At 50.6% G+C, this 14,467-nt stretch carries 19 protein-coding genes; 14 read left to right on the top strand and 5 right to left on the bottom strand.

The annotated features are described in order from the left end of the window. Entirely contained in the window at window positions 1–1,803 is a 1,803-nt protein-coding gene (gene pepF / locus EVJ29_RS05575) for an oligoendopeptidase F (protein WP_070327627.1), read from the top strand. Window positions 1,804–2,029: 226 nt separating this feature from the next. Here the strand turns inward: pepF and EVJ29_RS05570 are convergent, their stop codons facing one another. After that, complete coding sequence (locus tag EVJ29_RS05570; protein ID WP_236633408.1) at window positions 2,030–2,554, bottom strand: DsbA family protein; 525 nt, start codon at window positions 2,552–2,554, stop codon at window positions 2,030–2,032. Window positions 2,555–2,887: 333 nt separating this feature from the next. Continuing rightward, complete coding sequence (locus EVJ29_RS05565) at window positions 2,888–3,457, bottom strand: CYTH domain-containing protein (protein WP_131465612.1); 570 nt, start codon at window positions 3,455–3,457, stop codon at window positions 2,888–2,890. 120 nt (window positions 3,458–3,577) lie between these two features. On the opposite strand from EVJ29_RS05565, the gene EVJ29_RS05560 reads away from it, so the two are divergent. The 3 genes from EVJ29_RS05560 to EVJ29_RS05550 are packed head-to-tail and all read left to right on the top strand — an operon-like array spanning window position 3,578 to window position 5,905. Then, complete coding sequence (locus tag EVJ29_RS05560) at window positions 3,578–4,222, top strand: GTP pyrophosphokinase (protein WP_070327625.1); 645 nt, start codon at window positions 3,578–3,580, stop codon at window positions 4,220–4,222. A gap of 12 nt (window positions 4,223–4,234) precedes the next feature. Then, a complete protein-coding gene (locus tag EVJ29_RS05555; protein WP_070327624.1) occupies window positions 4,235–5,032 on the top strand; it encodes an NAD kinase in 798 nt (265 codons plus the stop codon). Between the two features lie 3 nt (window positions 5,033–5,035). Continuing rightward, entirely contained in the window at window positions 5,036–5,905 is an 870-nt protein-coding gene (locus tag EVJ29_RS05550) for an RluA family pseudouridine synthase (RefSeq protein ID WP_131465403.1), read from the top strand. 41 nt (window positions 5,906–5,946) lie between these two features. Here EVJ29_RS05550 and EVJ29_RS05545 read toward each other — a convergent pair whose 3' ends face one another. Beyond that, window positions 5,947–7,113, bottom strand: coding sequence for an FtsW/RodA/SpoVE family cell cycle protein (locus tag EVJ29_RS05545; RefSeq protein WP_071399502.1), 1,167 nt, complete (start codon window positions 7,111–7,113; stop codon window positions 5,947–5,949). Window positions 7,114–7,262: 149 nt separating this feature from the next. Here EVJ29_RS05545 and fabI point away from each other — a divergent pair, with 149 nt between their 5' ends. Both fabI and EVJ29_RS05535 read left to right on the top strand, forming a co-directional pair. Beyond that, the gene (fabI, locus tag EVJ29_RS05540) at window positions 7,263–8,036 is read left to right on the top strand and encodes an enoyl-ACP reductase FabI (protein ID WP_071399503.1); all 774 of its coding nucleotides are present in this window, start codon (window positions 7,263–7,265) and stop codon (window positions 8,034–8,036) included. Between the two features lie 83 nt (window positions 8,037–8,119). After that, a complete protein-coding gene (locus tag EVJ29_RS05535; RefSeq protein ID WP_016510315.1) occupies window positions 8,120–8,308 on the top strand; it encodes a hypothetical protein in 189 nt (62 codons plus the stop codon). A gap of 2 nt (window positions 8,309–8,310) precedes the next feature. On the opposite strand, the gene EVJ29_RS05530 is transcribed toward EVJ29_RS05535, so the two are convergent. Further along, a complete protein-coding gene (locus EVJ29_RS05530; protein ID WP_070327620.1) occupies window positions 8,311–8,820 on the bottom strand; it encodes a YjcG family protein in 510 nt (169 codons plus the stop codon). A 174-nt stretch (window positions 8,821–8,994) separates the two neighbouring features. On the opposite strand from EVJ29_RS05530, the gene EVJ29_RS05525 reads away from it, so the two are divergent. The 5 genes from EVJ29_RS05525 (at window position 8,995) to EVJ29_RS15455 (ending at window position 11,074) form a co-directional block, all read left to right on the top strand. After that, window positions 8,995–9,540 carry a phosphatidylglycerophosphatase A family protein gene (locus EVJ29_RS05525; protein ID WP_070327619.1) on the top strand — a complete coding sequence of 182 codons (546 nt, stop codon included), beginning with the start codon at window positions 8,995–8,997 and terminating at the stop codon, window positions 9,538–9,540. Continuing rightward, complete coding sequence (locus EVJ29_RS05520) at window positions 9,540–10,124, top strand: phosphatase PAP2 family protein (protein WP_070327618.1); 585 nt, start codon at window positions 9,540–9,542, stop codon at window positions 10,122–10,124. Before EVJ29_RS05525 ends, EVJ29_RS05520 begins: the two co-directional genes overlap by 1 nt. Continuing rightward, a complete protein-coding gene (locus tag EVJ29_RS05515) occupies window positions 10,121–10,654 on the top strand; it encodes a hypothetical protein (RefSeq protein ID WP_146256762.1) in 534 nt (177 codons plus the stop codon). The genes EVJ29_RS05520 and EVJ29_RS05515 overlap by 4 nt, the downstream gene beginning before the upstream one ends. Next, window positions 10,651–10,842, top strand: coding sequence for a hypothetical protein (locus EVJ29_RS05510; protein ID WP_131504783.1), 192 nt, complete (start codon window positions 10,651–10,653; stop codon window positions 10,840–10,842). Before EVJ29_RS05515 ends, EVJ29_RS05510 begins: the two co-directional genes overlap by 4 nt. An 88-nt stretch (window positions 10,843–10,930) precedes the next feature. Then, window positions 10,931–11,074, top strand: coding sequence for a hypothetical protein (locus EVJ29_RS15455; protein WP_201738983.1), 144 nt, complete (start codon window positions 10,931–10,933; stop codon window positions 11,072–11,074). 341 nt (window positions 11,075–11,415) lie between these two features. Here EVJ29_RS15455 and EVJ29_RS05500 read toward each other — a convergent pair whose 3' ends face one another. After that, window positions 11,416–12,147 carry a hypothetical protein gene (locus tag EVJ29_RS05500; protein WP_131440409.1) on the bottom strand — a complete coding sequence of 244 codons (732 nt, stop codon included), beginning with the start codon at window positions 12,145–12,147 and terminating at the stop codon, window positions 11,416–11,418. A 151-nt stretch (window positions 12,148–12,298) separates the two neighbouring features. Here EVJ29_RS05500 and EVJ29_RS05495 point away from each other — a divergent pair, with 151 nt between their 5' ends. The 3 genes from EVJ29_RS05495 to EVJ29_RS05485 all read left to right on the top strand — a co-directional run bounded on the left by EVJ29_RS05495 (window position 12,299) and on the right by EVJ29_RS05485 (window position 14,446). Continuing rightward, window positions 12,299–12,865, top strand: coding sequence for a GNAT family N-acetyltransferase (locus tag EVJ29_RS05495; protein ID WP_131489868.1), 567 nt, complete (start codon window positions 12,299–12,301; stop codon window positions 12,863–12,865). 2 nt (window positions 12,866–12,867) lie between these two features. Continuing rightward, on the top strand, window positions 12,868–14,139 hold the full coding sequence (locus tag EVJ29_RS05490; RefSeq protein ID WP_161567328.1) for an alpha/beta fold hydrolase: 1,272 nt from the start codon (window positions 12,868–12,870) through the stop codon (window positions 14,137–14,139). Window positions 14,140–14,206: 67 nt separating this feature from the next. Then, window positions 14,207–14,446 (top strand): hypothetical protein, encoded by a 240-nt coding sequence (locus EVJ29_RS05485; protein ID WP_070327611.1) that lies wholly within the window; start codon window positions 14,207–14,209, stop codon window positions 14,444–14,446. The last annotated feature ends 21 nt before the right edge of the window (window positions 14,447–14,467 follow it).

Genomic DNA, 14,467 nt, shown 5'->3' with positions numbered 1-14,467 from the left:
ATGTCAGAAGTACTAACACGACAACAAGTACCCGTCGAGGAGACGTGGAACTTAGAAACCATCTATGCAGACGACAAAGCGTGGGAGCAAGACTTTGAGACACTCAAAGCCCGAATCCCTGAACTCGTTGAATTCAAAGGGAAACTCGGGGAATCGGCCGAGACACTTTACGCGGCGCTGCAGCTCCGTGACGAGATCTCGCGTCAACTGCATAAGCTGTATACATACGCCCATATGCGCTATGACGAAGATACGGCCAACAGCCATTATCAGGCGCTGAACGACCGTGCCGGGTCACTCGCCGCTCAAATTTCGGCTCAACTCGCCTTCATGACACCAGAACTGCTCGCCATCGACGAAAGTGAGATCACAGCGTTCATGGGCGGCCACGAAGGGTTGACCGTCTACCGTCATGCGTTCGATGAGTTGGCGCAAGAGCGGCCCCACGTCTTGACGGAAGCGGAAGAAGCGATCCTCGCCCAAGCCGGCGACGTGCTCGGGCAATCGAGCTCGACGTTCGGCATGCTCAACAACGCCGATTTGAAATTCCCTAAAGTAAAGAATGAGCAAGGAGAAGAAGTCGAACTGACGCACGGACGTTACATTACGTTTTTAGAGTCGGCAGACCGCAGCGTGCGTGAGACGGCTTTCAAAGCGATGTATGGGACGTACAAACAATACTTGAACACGTTCGCGTCAACTCTGTCTGGGAGCGTGAAGAAGGACAACTTTTATGCGACGGTGCGCAAGTTTGAGAGTGCGCGTCAATCGGCACTCCACAACAACTCGATTCCTGAATCGGTATACGATGGACTCGTTGAAGCGGTGAATGAACGGCTCGATCTGTTGCACCGTTATGTCGCGCTTCGTAAACGAGCGCTCGGTGTAGACGAGGTGCACATGTATGACCTTTACACGCCACTCGTCAAAGACGTCGAGATGAAAGTGCCTTATGAAGAAGCGAAAGAGCTCATGGTCCAAGGTCTGGCTCCACTCGGAGACGAGTACGTCCAAATCGTCAAAGACGGTCTCGACTCACGTTGGGTCGACGTCCGGGAGACTCGCGGCAAACGTAGCGGTGCCTATTCGTCTGGCGCGTACGACACGCAACCGTTCATCTTGATGAACTGGCAAGACAACGTGAACAACTTGTTCACACTCGCCCACGAGTTCGGTCATTCGGTACACAGTCACTACACGCGTGCCACGCAACCGTACCCGTATGGGGACTATTCGATTTTCGTGGCAGAAGTCGCCTCGACGACGAATGAGGCGCTCTTGAACGACTATTTGTTGAAGACACGGACGGACAAAGCCGAGCGTCTTTACTTGCTCAACAATCAACTCGAGACGTTCCGGGGGACGCTGTTCCGTCAGACGATGTTCGCCGAGTTCGAACATAAGATCCATCAAGCGGCCCAAGATGGCATCTCGCTCACACCAGAATACTTGAACGAGACGTATCTTGAGTTGAACAAGCGTTACTTCGGCGACGACATCGTCATCGACGAAGAGATCGCGTTCGAGTGGGCCCGTATCCCGCACTTCTACTACAACTACTATGTATATCAGTATGCGACAGGAATTTCGGCGTCAGCGGCGTTGTCGCAACAAATCATGGACGAAGGCGCACCTGCCGTTAAACGTTATATCGATAAGTTCTTAAAAGCCGGGTCGAGCGATTACCCGATCGAGGTGTTGAAGGCGGCCGGCGTTGACATGACGACGAAAGCACCTGTGTTAGCGGCGCTCGATCAGTTTGAATCCGTCCTCGATGAGATGGAATCACTCCTGTTTTCGTAAGCGTGCATGCGCGTGAACATTATGTGACAATATGAACAAAGTGCTTGTCAACAGGCGAGCCTATGGTTATATTATAAGTGTGAAATCAATCACAAACCCCTTTATTGACCGTAAACTTTCTCCCGTCTTGACACCTTCCCCGGGTGTTAAGATCGGCGTCTCTTGTCCCCGCTTGAGACGTCAAAAACCCACGGCTCCCCGGCCGTGGGTTTCTTTTTGTATCCGTTTATTTTTGTGTGGCCCATGCTTGACCGCTGCAGCCGGGAACAGGGCGGCAACGTTGCTGGAGCGACAGTTTTTTCAGTTCCCGCTCGATGATCGGCTTGTCGAGCTCTAAGATGAATGCGAGCTCAGTGATTGTCGAGGCGTCGTAGTGACGTAACACTTTTTCAACGTTCCAACCGGTTTGCCGATTCGGTACGTATCCGAGCAGTTCACTCATAACGGCTTGGTACACGTCGTAAGGATAGACGCCTTCGATTTTGAGCGCCTCGTCACGGGTGACGAACGTCATGGCGGGAAGTGATTCGATTTCCCAGTCTTTTAATATTTGATGGTCGACAGCGAGGGCGCTCAAGAGTTGATTCGACTGCATATCTGCCGCCAACTCATCGATGTCGAGTCCGTATCCAGCGTAAGAGCGCGCGATCTCCCACAGGTCGGCATCGTTAGAAGCGTCCTTCGTAAAGGCGTCGTTAATATGAAGGTGACGCAAAAAACGCATCGCATGGCGTTTCCCTTGTAATTCCATAGCCTTGATCATCGTGAGAAGGCGAACCTCTTCCTGACATCCGCCAACACAACTAGGAACCGTCGAGACCATCCGAAAACGAATCAAGTGCCCGTATTCGAGCTCGAGTTTTTTAATGAGTGTCATCACGTGAAAACCGTCGGGATCAGAGATGTCCATGAAATAGAATAACTCTAATGGCTTATATGTTACTTGGATAGAAGATTCTTCCAGTGAACAGGATGACTCATTACATTGTTCAAGTTCCATTGTGTCGCCTCCTCTCGTAAACAAAATCAAATATATCGTATGCTCATTGTAGCAACGAAAAAAAAAGGTTGGCAACGTATCTGCTCAACCTTCACTCCGTCCCATCTTTTCTTCCATGAATCGGACGATTTTATTTTTGGCCGGACGTAACGGGATATTGTGGCTCGAGAGCAGCTTTTCAAACGCGATTCGGCCTGCCGCTTCGTCCGTCACTTCGAATTCTATTTCATAATCACAAATCTCCAAATAATGACTTTCATCGAGCACGAGCAGACCGTCTGCCGTCTCGATTTCAGCACGCTTCGTCTCGAGGCGGCCCAAATGTTCGAGCGGTCCGGTCAAATTGAACGTGGCGAGGGCTTGTTTCATCTGTTCGTCGTGGACGATGCCGTACTTGAACAAATTTTCCGCCGCTTCTTCATTGATTGGTGCATGCGTCTCAAGCAGTCCGACATCGTGCGGTTGTTTGAGCGTCAAAACTTGACCGGTCTTCTTCTCGCGGATGCGCAAGGCCGCGCCTTGGCTGCGCAGTTCAAACGTGGGCGTATCGAAATAATCGTTGGCTTGCCATTTAATTTGGTCGGATAACTGATACGATTCGAGCAACGTCTCATACTCATCTTTCGTCAGCATCGATTTAAACTCAATTTCCACTTCTTGGGTCATTCATCATCGCTCCATTCTATGAACAATTGTTGGTTTATGATACCATACAATCGGATACATACGGAAAAAAGCAAGGTTTTCCGAAACGAACGAAAGTGGTGACAGCATATGCAATCAGTGGACTGGGATCAATTTTTAGTGCCGTATCAAATTGCGGTCGATGAGCTGAAAGTAAAGTTTAAAGCGATCCGTAAGCAATACAACTCGCAAAATGACCATTCTCCGATCGAGTTCGTCACCGGCAGGGTCAAGCCGGTCGGTAGCATCCTCGAGAAAGCGAAACGCAAACAGATCGCCTATGATCACTTGTCGACCGAGATGCAAGACATCGCCGGGCTTCGAATCATGTGTCAATTTGTGGACGATATCGTGCAGGTCCTCGAGCTGTTGCACCACCGGACCGACTTTAAAATCGTAGAAGAACGGAACTACATCACGAATCAAAAAGAATCGGGTTATCGGTCGTATCACATCATCATCGAATACCCGGTCCAGACGATCCACGGGGAATTCCCGACGCTCGTCGAAGTCCAAGTTCGGACGCTCGCGATGAACTTTTGGGCGACAATCGAGCACTCGTTAAACTATAAATACGATGGCGACATGCCGCAAGAAGTCCAAGAACGGCTGCGTCGGGCCGCGGAGGCGGCGTTTCTGCTCGATGCTGAGATGAGTCAGCTCCGCGTCGAGATTCAAGATGCGCAGCAAGTGTTTCGTGATAAAGAAATGAACGTCCAAACGGACCAAGACTAGGGGGGTGAGTGTATGCAGTTTGCGATTGTGTCAAGGGGAGATGCGCGTTCCGCGGAGATCGCGCGTGAGTTGACAGACAAGTTGACCGAGGCGGGACATTCCGTCTCAGAACAACCTCGGATCGTCGTTTCGGTCGGTGGGGACGGGACGATGCTACAGGCGTTCCATGAATATGTCGATCGGTTAGACGACACCCTTCTCGTCGGCATCCATACGGGCCATCTCGGTTTTTACGCCGACTGGCAACCGGACGAGCTCGATGAATTGACAGAGATGATCACGAGCGAGTCGTTTGAACCGGTATCTTATCCGCTCGTCGAAGTGTTGATCGACTATGAGGACGGGACGACGGAGCGGCAGTTGGCGATGAACGAGTGTACGATTAAAAATTACAAGCGCACGCTCGTGTGTGACTTGTCGATCCGTGATGATTACTTTGAAACGTTCCGCGGAGACGGGCTTTGCATCTCGACACCTTCCGGCTCGACCGCCTATAATAAAGCGCTCGGCGGTGCGATCGTCCATCCATCGATCGAGGCGATCCAAGTGACCGAGATGGCGTCGATCAATAATCTCGTCTACCGGACGATCGGCTCACCACTGTTGTTGCCGAAGCACCACCAAGTCAAAATCAAACCGCATACGAAAACGGAGTTTGAGCTCGCGTTCGACCATCAGGAAGCACTGTCGTGGTCGAACGTCCAGTCGATCCGTTGCGCGGTCGCGAGAGAAAAAGTGACGTTCGCCCGGTTCCGCCCGTTCCCGTTTTGGCGTCGGGTGCGCGAATCGTTCATCGAGGAAGGGAAGTAACATATGTACGGTTTTACATTACGTCGTGTCGCGGAGACGAACGTCCCGCTGCGCGATTTTTTGATGGGGGATTGTGGCATCTCACGCAAGATGTTGACGCAAGTCAAACACGGTGGCCTCATCTTAGTGAACGGGGAGCCGCGGACTGTTCGCTTTGATGTGTCGAGCGGCGATGAAGTGACGGTTCATTTTCCGCTTGAGCAGCCAGCGGAAACGATGGTCCGTTCACGGCGTCCGCTCACGGTCATCTACGAGGACGACTATTTGCTCGCCGTCGATAAGCCGGCAGGCATCGCGACGATCCCGTCTCGGCTTCATCCTGACGACACGCTTGCGAACGCTGTGCTCGGTTACTATGAACGAATTGGATTGCACTCGGCGATTCATGTGATCAATCGGCTCGACCGGGATACGTCTGGTGTCGTCTTGTTCGCTAAATATGCGTACGTGCACCATCGTTTCAGCGAACTTCAAAAGCGAGGTGGTTTGTCCCGGACGTATATCGCCCTCGTCGAAGGACTGGTCGAACGACAGACGATTGATGCGCCGATCGGTCGGGCCGAACACTCGATCATGGAACGTGTCGTCACAGACGACGGGCAACGAGCCGTCACACACGTCCGTCACGTCGAGTCGCACGGTGACTATGCGGCGTTGACGATCCAACTCGAGACCGGACGGACCCATCAGATACGCGTCCACATGCGCCACATTGGTCATCCGTTACTCGGGGATACGATGTATGGCGGACGTCCCGTGCTCGCCCGTCACGCGCTTCACAGCTCGTCTGCCGCGTTCGATCATCCGTTGACAGGGGAGAGTATCGTAATCGAAGCGGCTTACCCCGTCGACTTTCAACTCGAACACGAGTGAACAAAACATAGCCCCGCGCTCAAATGAGTGCGGGGCTATGTTTAATCGTCGTCAAACATATACGTTTTTGATTTTGAGGCGACGTTCATGACGAGCCCGATGGCAATCATGTTCATGATAATCCCGGTACCCCCGTAACTGATGAACGGCAAGGTCAAACCGGTGATCGGGAGGACACCGATTGTCATACCGATGTTTTGGAAGATCTGGAACGTGAACATGGCGATGACGGCGGTCACGATGTAACTTCCGAACGGACTGCTCGCTTCGAGCGCGATATGAATCATCCGGTACAAGAACAAGAAGAAGACGATAATCACGATTGCTGCACCGATAAAACCATAATGCTCAGCGATGACGGCGAAAATAAAATCGGTCTGCGACTCTGGTAGATAGACTAAACCTTGACCATAGCCAGTTCCGAACATTTGACCAGAACCGATGGCTTGAAGCGATTTGATCAACTGGAACGCTAAATCGTCAGAGTACTCATATGGGTAAATCCATGCTTGAAAGCGATTCAAGGCGTGGCCCGGAACGAAGCTTTGAAGCACCTCGAAATGCGAGAAAAACAAGTACATGAACCCACCGATCGTCACGGCGGCAGCGCTAAATAGACCGAGCAACCACTTCCAACCGATTCCTGACACGATGATGATGGCACCGAGCATCGTGATTAAAACAAGCCCGGTCCCTAAGTCTGGTTGCGTGACAATCAGCCCAAGAGGCGGGATAGCGAGTAATACTAGTTTCATTAACAGCCACGCATCCTGTTGAGACGAACCGTAACGTTTATTGTGGTCGTAGACGATTGTGGCCATGGAAATAAGTAAAAACAACTTCATAAATTCAGCTGGTTGAAAACTGAAACCAGGCACATTATACCATCCATACGCCCCATTAATATTTGGAACGAGTGTGGTATCCCGGAGCGGAATTAAGCCAACTAAAAGCAATAAACCAAAGGAGTAGAGATACCAATGAATTTTTCGCAACTGCTCGTATTCGATTGTCATGATGGCAAACATGGCGACGAATCCAATGATGTAACGGATTCCTTGATCGAAGGCGAAGTTAATATGTTGTAATCGTGTTGGCAACATCGGTTGTGCCGTGTAAATGGCGCCTAGGCTAATGACCATCAAGAAGAAGACGATTGTCAGAAGTGTCGTGTCTAAACTTTTTAAATAAGATTGAATGCGGTTCATGATGAAGTCGTCTCACCCTTTCTATACGTAGTTTATCTTACCGTAACTATAAAAAATCGCAATACGTTACGAGGCGGTTGACAAAACAGACACCATTCTGTAATCTGATAACAGATGTTATAACCAGGTACTAAAAAGGGGAGTTCACAATGTCAATTTATCCAACGTTAACGAACAAGACGTACGTCGTCATGGGGATTGCCAATAAACGCTCGATCGCTTGGGCGATCGCGAAAACGCTCGACGCGGCAGGAGCGAAGCTCGTGCTCACTTATGCGTCTGAACGTTTCAAGTCAGGTCTCGAATCACTCGCTGCTGAATTGAGCCAAGAAGCACTGTTGCTTGAGTGTGATGTGACGAACGATGAAGCGATCGACACGACGTTCCGTTCGATCCATGAGCAAGTCGGCCTGATTCAAGGGATTGCGCATTCAATCGCTTTCGCGGATAAAGAAGCGTTGCGCGGTGAATTCTCGGAGATGACGCGCGGTCAGTTCGCACAAGCGCTCGATATTTCGGCGTACAGTTTGACGGCGGTCGTCAAGGCGGCAAAACCTTACTTCGCAGAGAACGCTTCGGTCATCACGCTCACGTATCTCGGAGGGGAACGGGTCGTACCGAACTATAACTTGATGGGTGTCGCTAAGGCCGCGCTCGATTCGAGCGTCAAATATTTAGCGAACGAATACGGCCCGCAAGGCGTGCAAGTCAACGCAATTTCGGCTGGACCGATTCGGACGTTGTCGGCGAAAGGCGTCGGCGACTTTAACAGCATCTTGTCTGAACTCGAGCAAAAGGCACCACTGCGCCGGAACGTCTCGGCTGAAGAAGTGGCCTCGACCGGTCTATTCTTGTTATCGGGCATGGGGAGCGGCATCACGGGAGAAGTCATCCACGTCGACAGCGGCTACCATATTTTATAAGTTTGGGAAAGGGCGCGTAAATGCGCTCTTTTTGTATTATAGCGTAACCGTTTGGGGTAAGGACTTGTGAGGGAGGGAAGATCATGGGTCCTTATCAGATTGATTTTACGGTCGTCCAATATGGGAATCGCCAGGTCCAACCGACAGAACGGGCGAACATCGAACCGGTCACTCGCATCCAGCGGGTCCAGCGGATTATTCCGCGTCAAGAAGAATGGTTAGAAGCTGAACAAGAAAAAAGCCCCGGTCGTTTCGTCGACCGGAGCGTATAATATTAACCTCGGAACCGGAACGTCTCATAGACGTTCCATGTTTCGTTTTCGAGCTCATACATGACGGCCATACGGTTGATCGTCTCTTCAAAATGGACTTGTTCCATCCGCATCCGTTCGAGCACATCGAACAGCTCGGCGTCGGTCAGATCTTGTCCGATCGTGATGTGCGGGAGGAACTCGTACTTCGGAGGCTGATCGAGTGCACCTTCGTGTAAGCGAGTTTGTAGCGCAGCGAGTTCGCGCGTCGGCAACACTTTTAAGTAAAGGACGTTGTTCGTCGGCGCGAACGAGCGGGCACCGTCGATCTTCAACTGAATCGGCTTCGTCGTTTCAGCGATTTGTTGTAAATACTCGAGCACTTTTGGTAACTCGGCTTCGTCGACTTCGGTACGTTCTTTGATCGTCACGTGTGGCGAAATCAAAGCGTACTTCGTATCGTACCGTTTTCGATACGAGTTGGCGAAGTCTTGAACTTGTTTTGATGGAAATAAGACTACCCCAATCTTCATTCCAGTTCCCCCTTTATGAATGGTCTACTAGTTTATGATGACCGATTTATCGAATGAAGTCAAAGTGGGCTTAGTGTTTTTTTTTAAGTTTTCAGTATAATAGAGAATGAGTACTTCGAGACATGCTGTTCTCGAGATGAAGGGATGTGACGCGGGTAATTGCCCGCAACAATTATGAAACAAGTACCACACTCACGAGACGTAACAGAGGCTGCACGGGCCCGTTTGATTGAACGGGGCGTATCGATCGAATCGATCGCAGAGATCGTCTACCAAATGCAGGCGCCTTATTCACCGCACTTATCATTAAAAGACTGCATCGAGTCGGTTGAGGCCGTCCTTGAGAAACGCGAACTCCAACACGCGATTCTCGTCGGCTCAGAGCTCGATATGTTAGCCGAAAAAGGGCAGTTGTCAGAACCGCTCCTTTCAATCGTCGCTTCAGATGAAGGCCTATTCGGAGTCGATGAGACGATTGCGATCGGGGCCGTCAACACGTACGGATCGATTGCCGTCACGACGTTCGGTTACTTAGATAAAGCGAAGATCGGGATCATCAAGCAGCTCGATACGAAGATGGACGATGGTCAAGTTCATACGTTCATGGACGACCTTGTCGGTGCGATCGCGGCTAACGCATCGGGCCGTCTCGCGCACCGGTTGCGCGACATGAACGATTTCGGTGAAGACGAGATGCGTGAACGCAAAGGATTATATTGATGCATCGCGCAAAAACACTGACAATCGCCGGGACGCTTGGCTTCGCCATCGTCTCGGTGATTGTCATTTTAGGTGGGGCGGTTTCGCTCGACGGGTTCGTCTATCGGATTGTCGCGCCGTTGTCTGGCCCGCTGTTCGTCTATGTGACGGAACTCGGCAGTGTGAAGGTATTGATTGCCCTCTCCTTTGTCGGCATGCTTTATTGGTTATGGCGCGGGGACAAACTTGAAGCGTTTCGATTACCGCTCGTCGTCATCGGGACGTTAGTTTTGACTCAACTATTGAAGCGCGTGTACGGGATCGACCGGCCGCTCATCGATGCCGCTCTCGATGCGACGACGTATAGTTTTCCGAGCGGGCACGCCTCGGGTTCGCTCGCCTTGTACGGTTTGCTCGCTTTTAGTTTATACCGGCGAAAGTACTCGCCCGTTTGGGTCGCGGTGCTCGTCGTGCTGCTCGTAGCCGTCTCGTTCAGCCGGGTCATTTTGAACGTTCACTATTTCAGTGACGTCGTGGGCGGATGGCTCGTCGCGTTCACGGTGATTGCCGGATCAGAATGGATTATAGGGAGGAAGAATCGTTGATACTCGTGTCTGAAGTTGAAAGTTGGTTGTTTATGGGAAGGAATCAAGCGGACGCGGCGAGTTCGCCGACGATATTGGTCGAAAAAGATGCGACTGGCGCGAAGTCATTTGCGTCGATGCGGACGTTGTTTCAATTGAAGAAATGGACGGGACAACGCCGCTTCGTTCCGCTCCTATCATGTGATGAAACGGGCTATCGCGCCTACGAGGTGTTTCATGTCGACGCGAAGCCACCGTTCGCGCTGCTCGAGCACGGACGTGTTCTTTTGAAAGGTAATGAGGTGGACGCGGCCTATGCAGCGGCTCTTGCGAACGAGGGAACAATGTCTGCGGATGAAGTGATCACGTTTGCTTCCGACTACATCGAAGCAGCACTCGGCGAACCGGTCGTGCTCGCAATCAATCGAGAGATTCCGTCGCATGCACACGTGCCGATGGAACTGTTCGTACCGGGCGACGCGATTCAAACGGGTGCGTACTTATTTGCCTGGGCGAACGAAGCACAGAAGGAAAGGAATGAAGCAAAATGAACGAGTGGGAACAAAAGGTCCAAGCGTTACTCAACGGCTCAATCGATGAGTTGCTCGTACCGAAAGACGACTTTTTGACAGTACGGTCACTGTTGATCGAGAAAGAGTGGTTGTTCCAAGTCGTGGGCGCCGCCAAACATGGGGGCGTCACCATCTATCGGAGGAATGAACAAAGCGCGCCCTCATGAGGACGCGCTTTTATTAAGCGTTTGAAGCCAATTTGATTTTTTGTCGTTTTAATTTGTGAAGCAGCCATGCATATAACACTTCACAAGAATGGTGAGGAAGGGTCAGTTCCACGAGTGGGCGCGACTGACCGAATATAGTGAAGCGCGAATGGTCCTCGTCGAGCATCGAGACTTGTATATCGGTCGCTTCTTGAAGCGAAATCCGCTGCTCGCCGGCAATTGCGTCTTTTAATTTCAGCATGTTTCCATTCGTCGCAAACTTGGTGAACGAAGAAATTCCCTGTACTTTCAGTTGTTCCATTTCGTAGATCTATCCATCGACAGATGAATAGATTTTCACCTCGCTTTCTCTATATTGCCTTCCGTCCCTCCAGAAGGTTATTCCTAGTATACCGTCCTATCGTTAAAAGAAAAGACTTAATTTAACGAAAAATTAAGACAATTTGTTATCAATTTTTAAAAATAACGATAAAGTCGTTAGACAAAGCGATTTGGAACGAAATAAAGACGAGCACGATAGCAAAAAAGAGCCTGAATTTTCCAGGCTCTTTTGACTTTCATACACGTATGAACTTAAAATCGTTCGATTTCCCATGCTCGGCGGCGATAGGTCAATTGCCCTTTTAAGGCGATCGATTCCTTCTTGGCGTCAAAGTCTTCTTCAAGCACAGACATGTCCTCGTATCGTCCGGCGACGTAAAACGAGATGGCGACTTGTCGATTGAACAGACTGCGTTTCGTATGGTCGAAATCGATAATCAGCCCTTGTGGGGATAAAGCCAAGATTTCATCGATGACAGGCAGTGGGATCGGGACGAAGCTGATATTACGGATGTCACGGTCGAGTTTACTTTGAAGCACGCTTTGCAGGAACTGATTGATCGTCGACCAGTCTTTTATGTAGAGGCTACTGTGACGATCGTTCGACTCGTTGAAATAAGCGATCTCATTTTGGATCGAGTTGAGGAACGGCGCTTTCAGCCCTCGTTCCATGTGGCTCAAAAACAAGATTTCCGCAATCTCATGGTCTGATAATGATTCGAGTAAATTATAGTCTGGAAAGTCGATGGCGGTGAAACTCGTCTGGTTGTTCAAGTATTTCGTCGAGAACGTTGAGAGTTCGTGTGCCTCGATATAGCGAAACCTCGTCCGGGATGATTGTCTCATCCCTTTAATGTCTGTTCGACAGATGATCATCGGTCGGGCGAGTGATAACGCTTCGACGACATCCGTCAGTGTCACCCCATGAAGGGTAAAACGTTGTAGTTCCCGGTCTTGTTTAATGTAGAACAACTGTTTTGACATATTAATCCCCTCAGTTCGAAGTCACTACAATTTGATTTTAGCAAATCCGTCTCTAGTGTGCCATGTTGGAGCGGTCGAGATGATTGAGATGATGGTTTTTGAGGAAAACTAGGTATAATTAGAGAAAAGGTAGAAGAAAGGCGGGTTCAGCATGTGGGGGTTGAAGAAGAGTTTTCCAGAGCTCGCTACAGATCGTTTTATCCTGAGAGAACTCGAGCCTAGGGACGCGCGGGCACTCTACGTGATCCTCTCGACCGAGGAAGTCATGCGCTATTACGGATCTGATCCGTTGCTTGCCGTGTATGAGGCGAAGAACGTCATCGCCTATTTTAAAGATCAATTTCAACAAGGGAAAGCAATTCGATGGGCGATATGTGACCGTGTGACCGATGAGCTCGTCGGGACGATCGGCTTTCATAACTGGACGCCCCAATATTTCAGGGCTGAAATCGGATTTGAAGTCGCGCCTAGTCATTGGCGCAGAGGTGTCGCCTATGAAGCGGCGACAGCCGTCATCGGGTACGGGTTCGACGAGTTCAAGTTTCACCGGATCTCGGCGCTCGTCGCACCAGAGAACGATGGGTCAAATCGGTTAGTGCGAAAGCTCGGCTTCACCGAGGAAGGCTTGCTGCACGACTACGCTTACAGTCACGGCCGTTTTATGGACTTGACGATGTACCGTCTACTAAAAGACGAATGGCCACAGAGAGGGAGATGACGATGAGACAAGTTGTATTGCTTCACGGCCTATGTGGGTCACCGGATTATTTTGACGAGCTCGTCCCGATGCTTGAAGCGGATGTGTACGCGTTGACGCTTCCAGGACATGATGACACCGAATCGGGTCCCGAGACGATCGATCAATTCGCGGATTGGGTGATCAGAGAGATACGTTTGCGCGAGCTCGATCGTCCGGTCGTACTGGGACATTCGTTCGGCGGATACATCACGACGAACCTTGTTCGACGCTATCCGGATGAATTATCTGGCTTCGGGTTGATTCATTCGACGGCCGGCGCGGATTCGGATCAAGCGAAGGCGAAACGAAACGCCGCGATTGAGAAAGTGATCGAAGAAGGTGTCCATCCGTTCATCGACGAGATGATCCCAGGCGTGTTCGCCCCGGATTCTGATCACACACTCATCGAACGTGCTAAACGAATCGGCTTCAACATGTCGAAAGAAGGAATCATCTCAGCTCAAGAAGCGATTCGGGACCGGAATGATGAGACAGGAACGGTGCGCGAGACGAACTTGCCCGGATTGTTTATTTACGGCTCGAAAGACCCGAACATGGACGCGGAACGAGCTTTCATGGGGGCGGAGCGTCATACAAAACAGACGGTGCAAGCCAGTCATATGGGGATGATGGAGGCGCCTGAAACCGAAGCGCAACTCATTAACGCTTGGCTCGATGCGGAAGTGCGCCCGGTGCATAAGTTCAAACTGATCGCCGTATCAGGCAGTTTGCGTAAAGCATCGTTCAATACGGCGCTACTTCATTCGATCATCGAACTCGGTCGTGATCGGTTTGACGTGGAGGTCGCATCAATCGAATTGCCGCTCTATAATGACGACTTGATTGACCCGGATGAACCGGACGTCGTTGTCGCGTTCAAGCAAGTGGTCAGAGAAGCGGACGGTCTGCTCGTCGTTACCCCGGAGTACAATCACAGCATCCCCGGCGTCTTAAAGAATGCGATCGACTGGCTATCGCTCGAACCGGGAACGCCACTTCGTGATAAACCGGTCATGATTGCCGGCGCCTCACCCGGCATGCTCGGGACGGTAAGGTGCCAAGTCCACCTCCGACAAGTATTTGCCACAAATCGGGCAAACGTTTTACCAGGAAACGAAATCTTTATCACGCATTGCAAAGAGAAGATTGGTGCTAAAGGACTTGAACATGAACCATCAATCCAACAAATTGATAGAGTGTTATCTGAGTATTACAATTGGATTGATTTTTGGAAGCGTAACGCAAAAAAATAACTTGAAGTCACGACCTTTGTCTGATAGAAATGAATTGTGAAAACAAACACAAAGGGAGCGACAACACATGGAAACGTATATCGAACTGTACAACGGCGGCGAGTTAGGGGACCAGGCAGTCATCAATGACGGGATGACGTTCGGCCGGGTCACGATTGTGGAATTATTTTATCAGACGAACCACATCTTCGGTTACGTGAAAGCTGACGGGGAGAAACGCTTCTTCCTAGAACCGATTGCTGGAGATGACACGTTCGACGTCGAAGGAGAGCGCTATTCCCTCCAACAGTTCATCGCCCTATTTTGATGTTCACGACGCAAGCGACTC

This window comes from Exiguobacterium sp. SH4S7 (assembly GCF_004336795.1).
Classification (GTDB): Bacteria; Bacillota; Bacilli; order Exiguobacteriales; family Exiguobacteriaceae; genus Exiguobacterium; species Exiguobacterium aurantiacum_A.
Note: the sequence above shows the minus strand (reverse complement) of the source record. Positions and strands in the feature narration are given on the sequence as shown.

Coding starts and splice junctions, on each gene's coding strand:
- pepF (WP_070327627.1), top strand. CDS start 1: ATGTCAGAAGTACTAACACGACAACAAGTACCCGTCGAGGAGACGTGG.
- EVJ29_RS05570 (WP_236633408.1), bottom strand. CDS start 2,554: ATGGAATTACAAGGGAAACGCCATGCGATGCGTTTTTTGCGTCACCTT.
- EVJ29_RS05560 (WP_070327625.1), top strand. CDS start 3,578: ATGCAATCAGTGGACTGGGATCAATTTTTAGTGCCGTATCAAATTGCG.
- EVJ29_RS05555 (WP_070327624.1), top strand. CDS start 4,235: ATGCAGTTTGCGATTGTGTCAAGGGGAGATGCGCGTTCCGCGGAGATC.
- EVJ29_RS05550 (WP_131465403.1), top strand. CDS start 5,036: ATGTACGGTTTTACATTACGTCGTGTCGCGGAGACGAACGTCCCGCTG.
- EVJ29_RS05545 (WP_071399502.1), bottom strand. CDS start 7,113: ATGAACCGCATTCAATCTTATTTAAAAAGTTTAGACACGACACTTCTG.
- fabI (WP_071399503.1), top strand. CDS start 7,263: ATGTCAATTTATCCAACGTTAACGAACAAGACGTACGTCGTCATGGGG.
- EVJ29_RS05535 (WP_016510315.1), top strand. CDS start 8,120: ATGGGTCCTTATCAGATTGATTTTACGGTCGTCCAATATGGGAATCGC.
- EVJ29_RS05530 (WP_070327620.1), bottom strand. CDS start 8,820: ATGAAGATTGGGGTAGTCTTATTTCCATCAAAACAAGTTCAAGACTTC.
- EVJ29_RS05525 (WP_070327619.1), top strand. CDS start 8,995: ATGAAACAAGTACCACACTCACGAGACGTAACAGAGGCTGCACGGGCC.
- EVJ29_RS05520 (WP_070327618.1), top strand. CDS start 9,540: ATGCATCGCGCAAAAACACTGACAATCGCCGGGACGCTTGGCTTCGCC.
- EVJ29_RS05510 (WP_131504783.1), top strand. CDS start 10,651: ATGAACGAGTGGGAACAAAAGGTCCAAGCGTTACTCAACGGCTCAATC.
- EVJ29_RS15455 (WP_201738983.1), top strand. CDS start 10,931: ATGGTGAGGAAGGGTCAGTTCCACGAGTGGGCGCGACTGACCGAATAT.
- EVJ29_RS05500 (WP_131440409.1), bottom strand. CDS start 12,147: ATGTCAAAACAGTTGTTCTACATTAAACAAGACCGGGAACTACAACGT.
- EVJ29_RS05495 (WP_131489868.1), top strand. CDS start 12,299: ATGTGGGGGTTGAAGAAGAGTTTTCCAGAGCTCGCTACAGATCGTTTT.
- EVJ29_RS05490 (WP_161567328.1), top strand. CDS start 12,868: ATGAGACAAGTTGTATTGCTTCACGGCCTATGTGGGTCACCGGATTAT.
- EVJ29_RS05485 (WP_070327611.1), top strand. CDS start 14,207: ATGGAAACGTATATCGAACTGTACAACGGCGGCGAGTTAGGGGACCAG.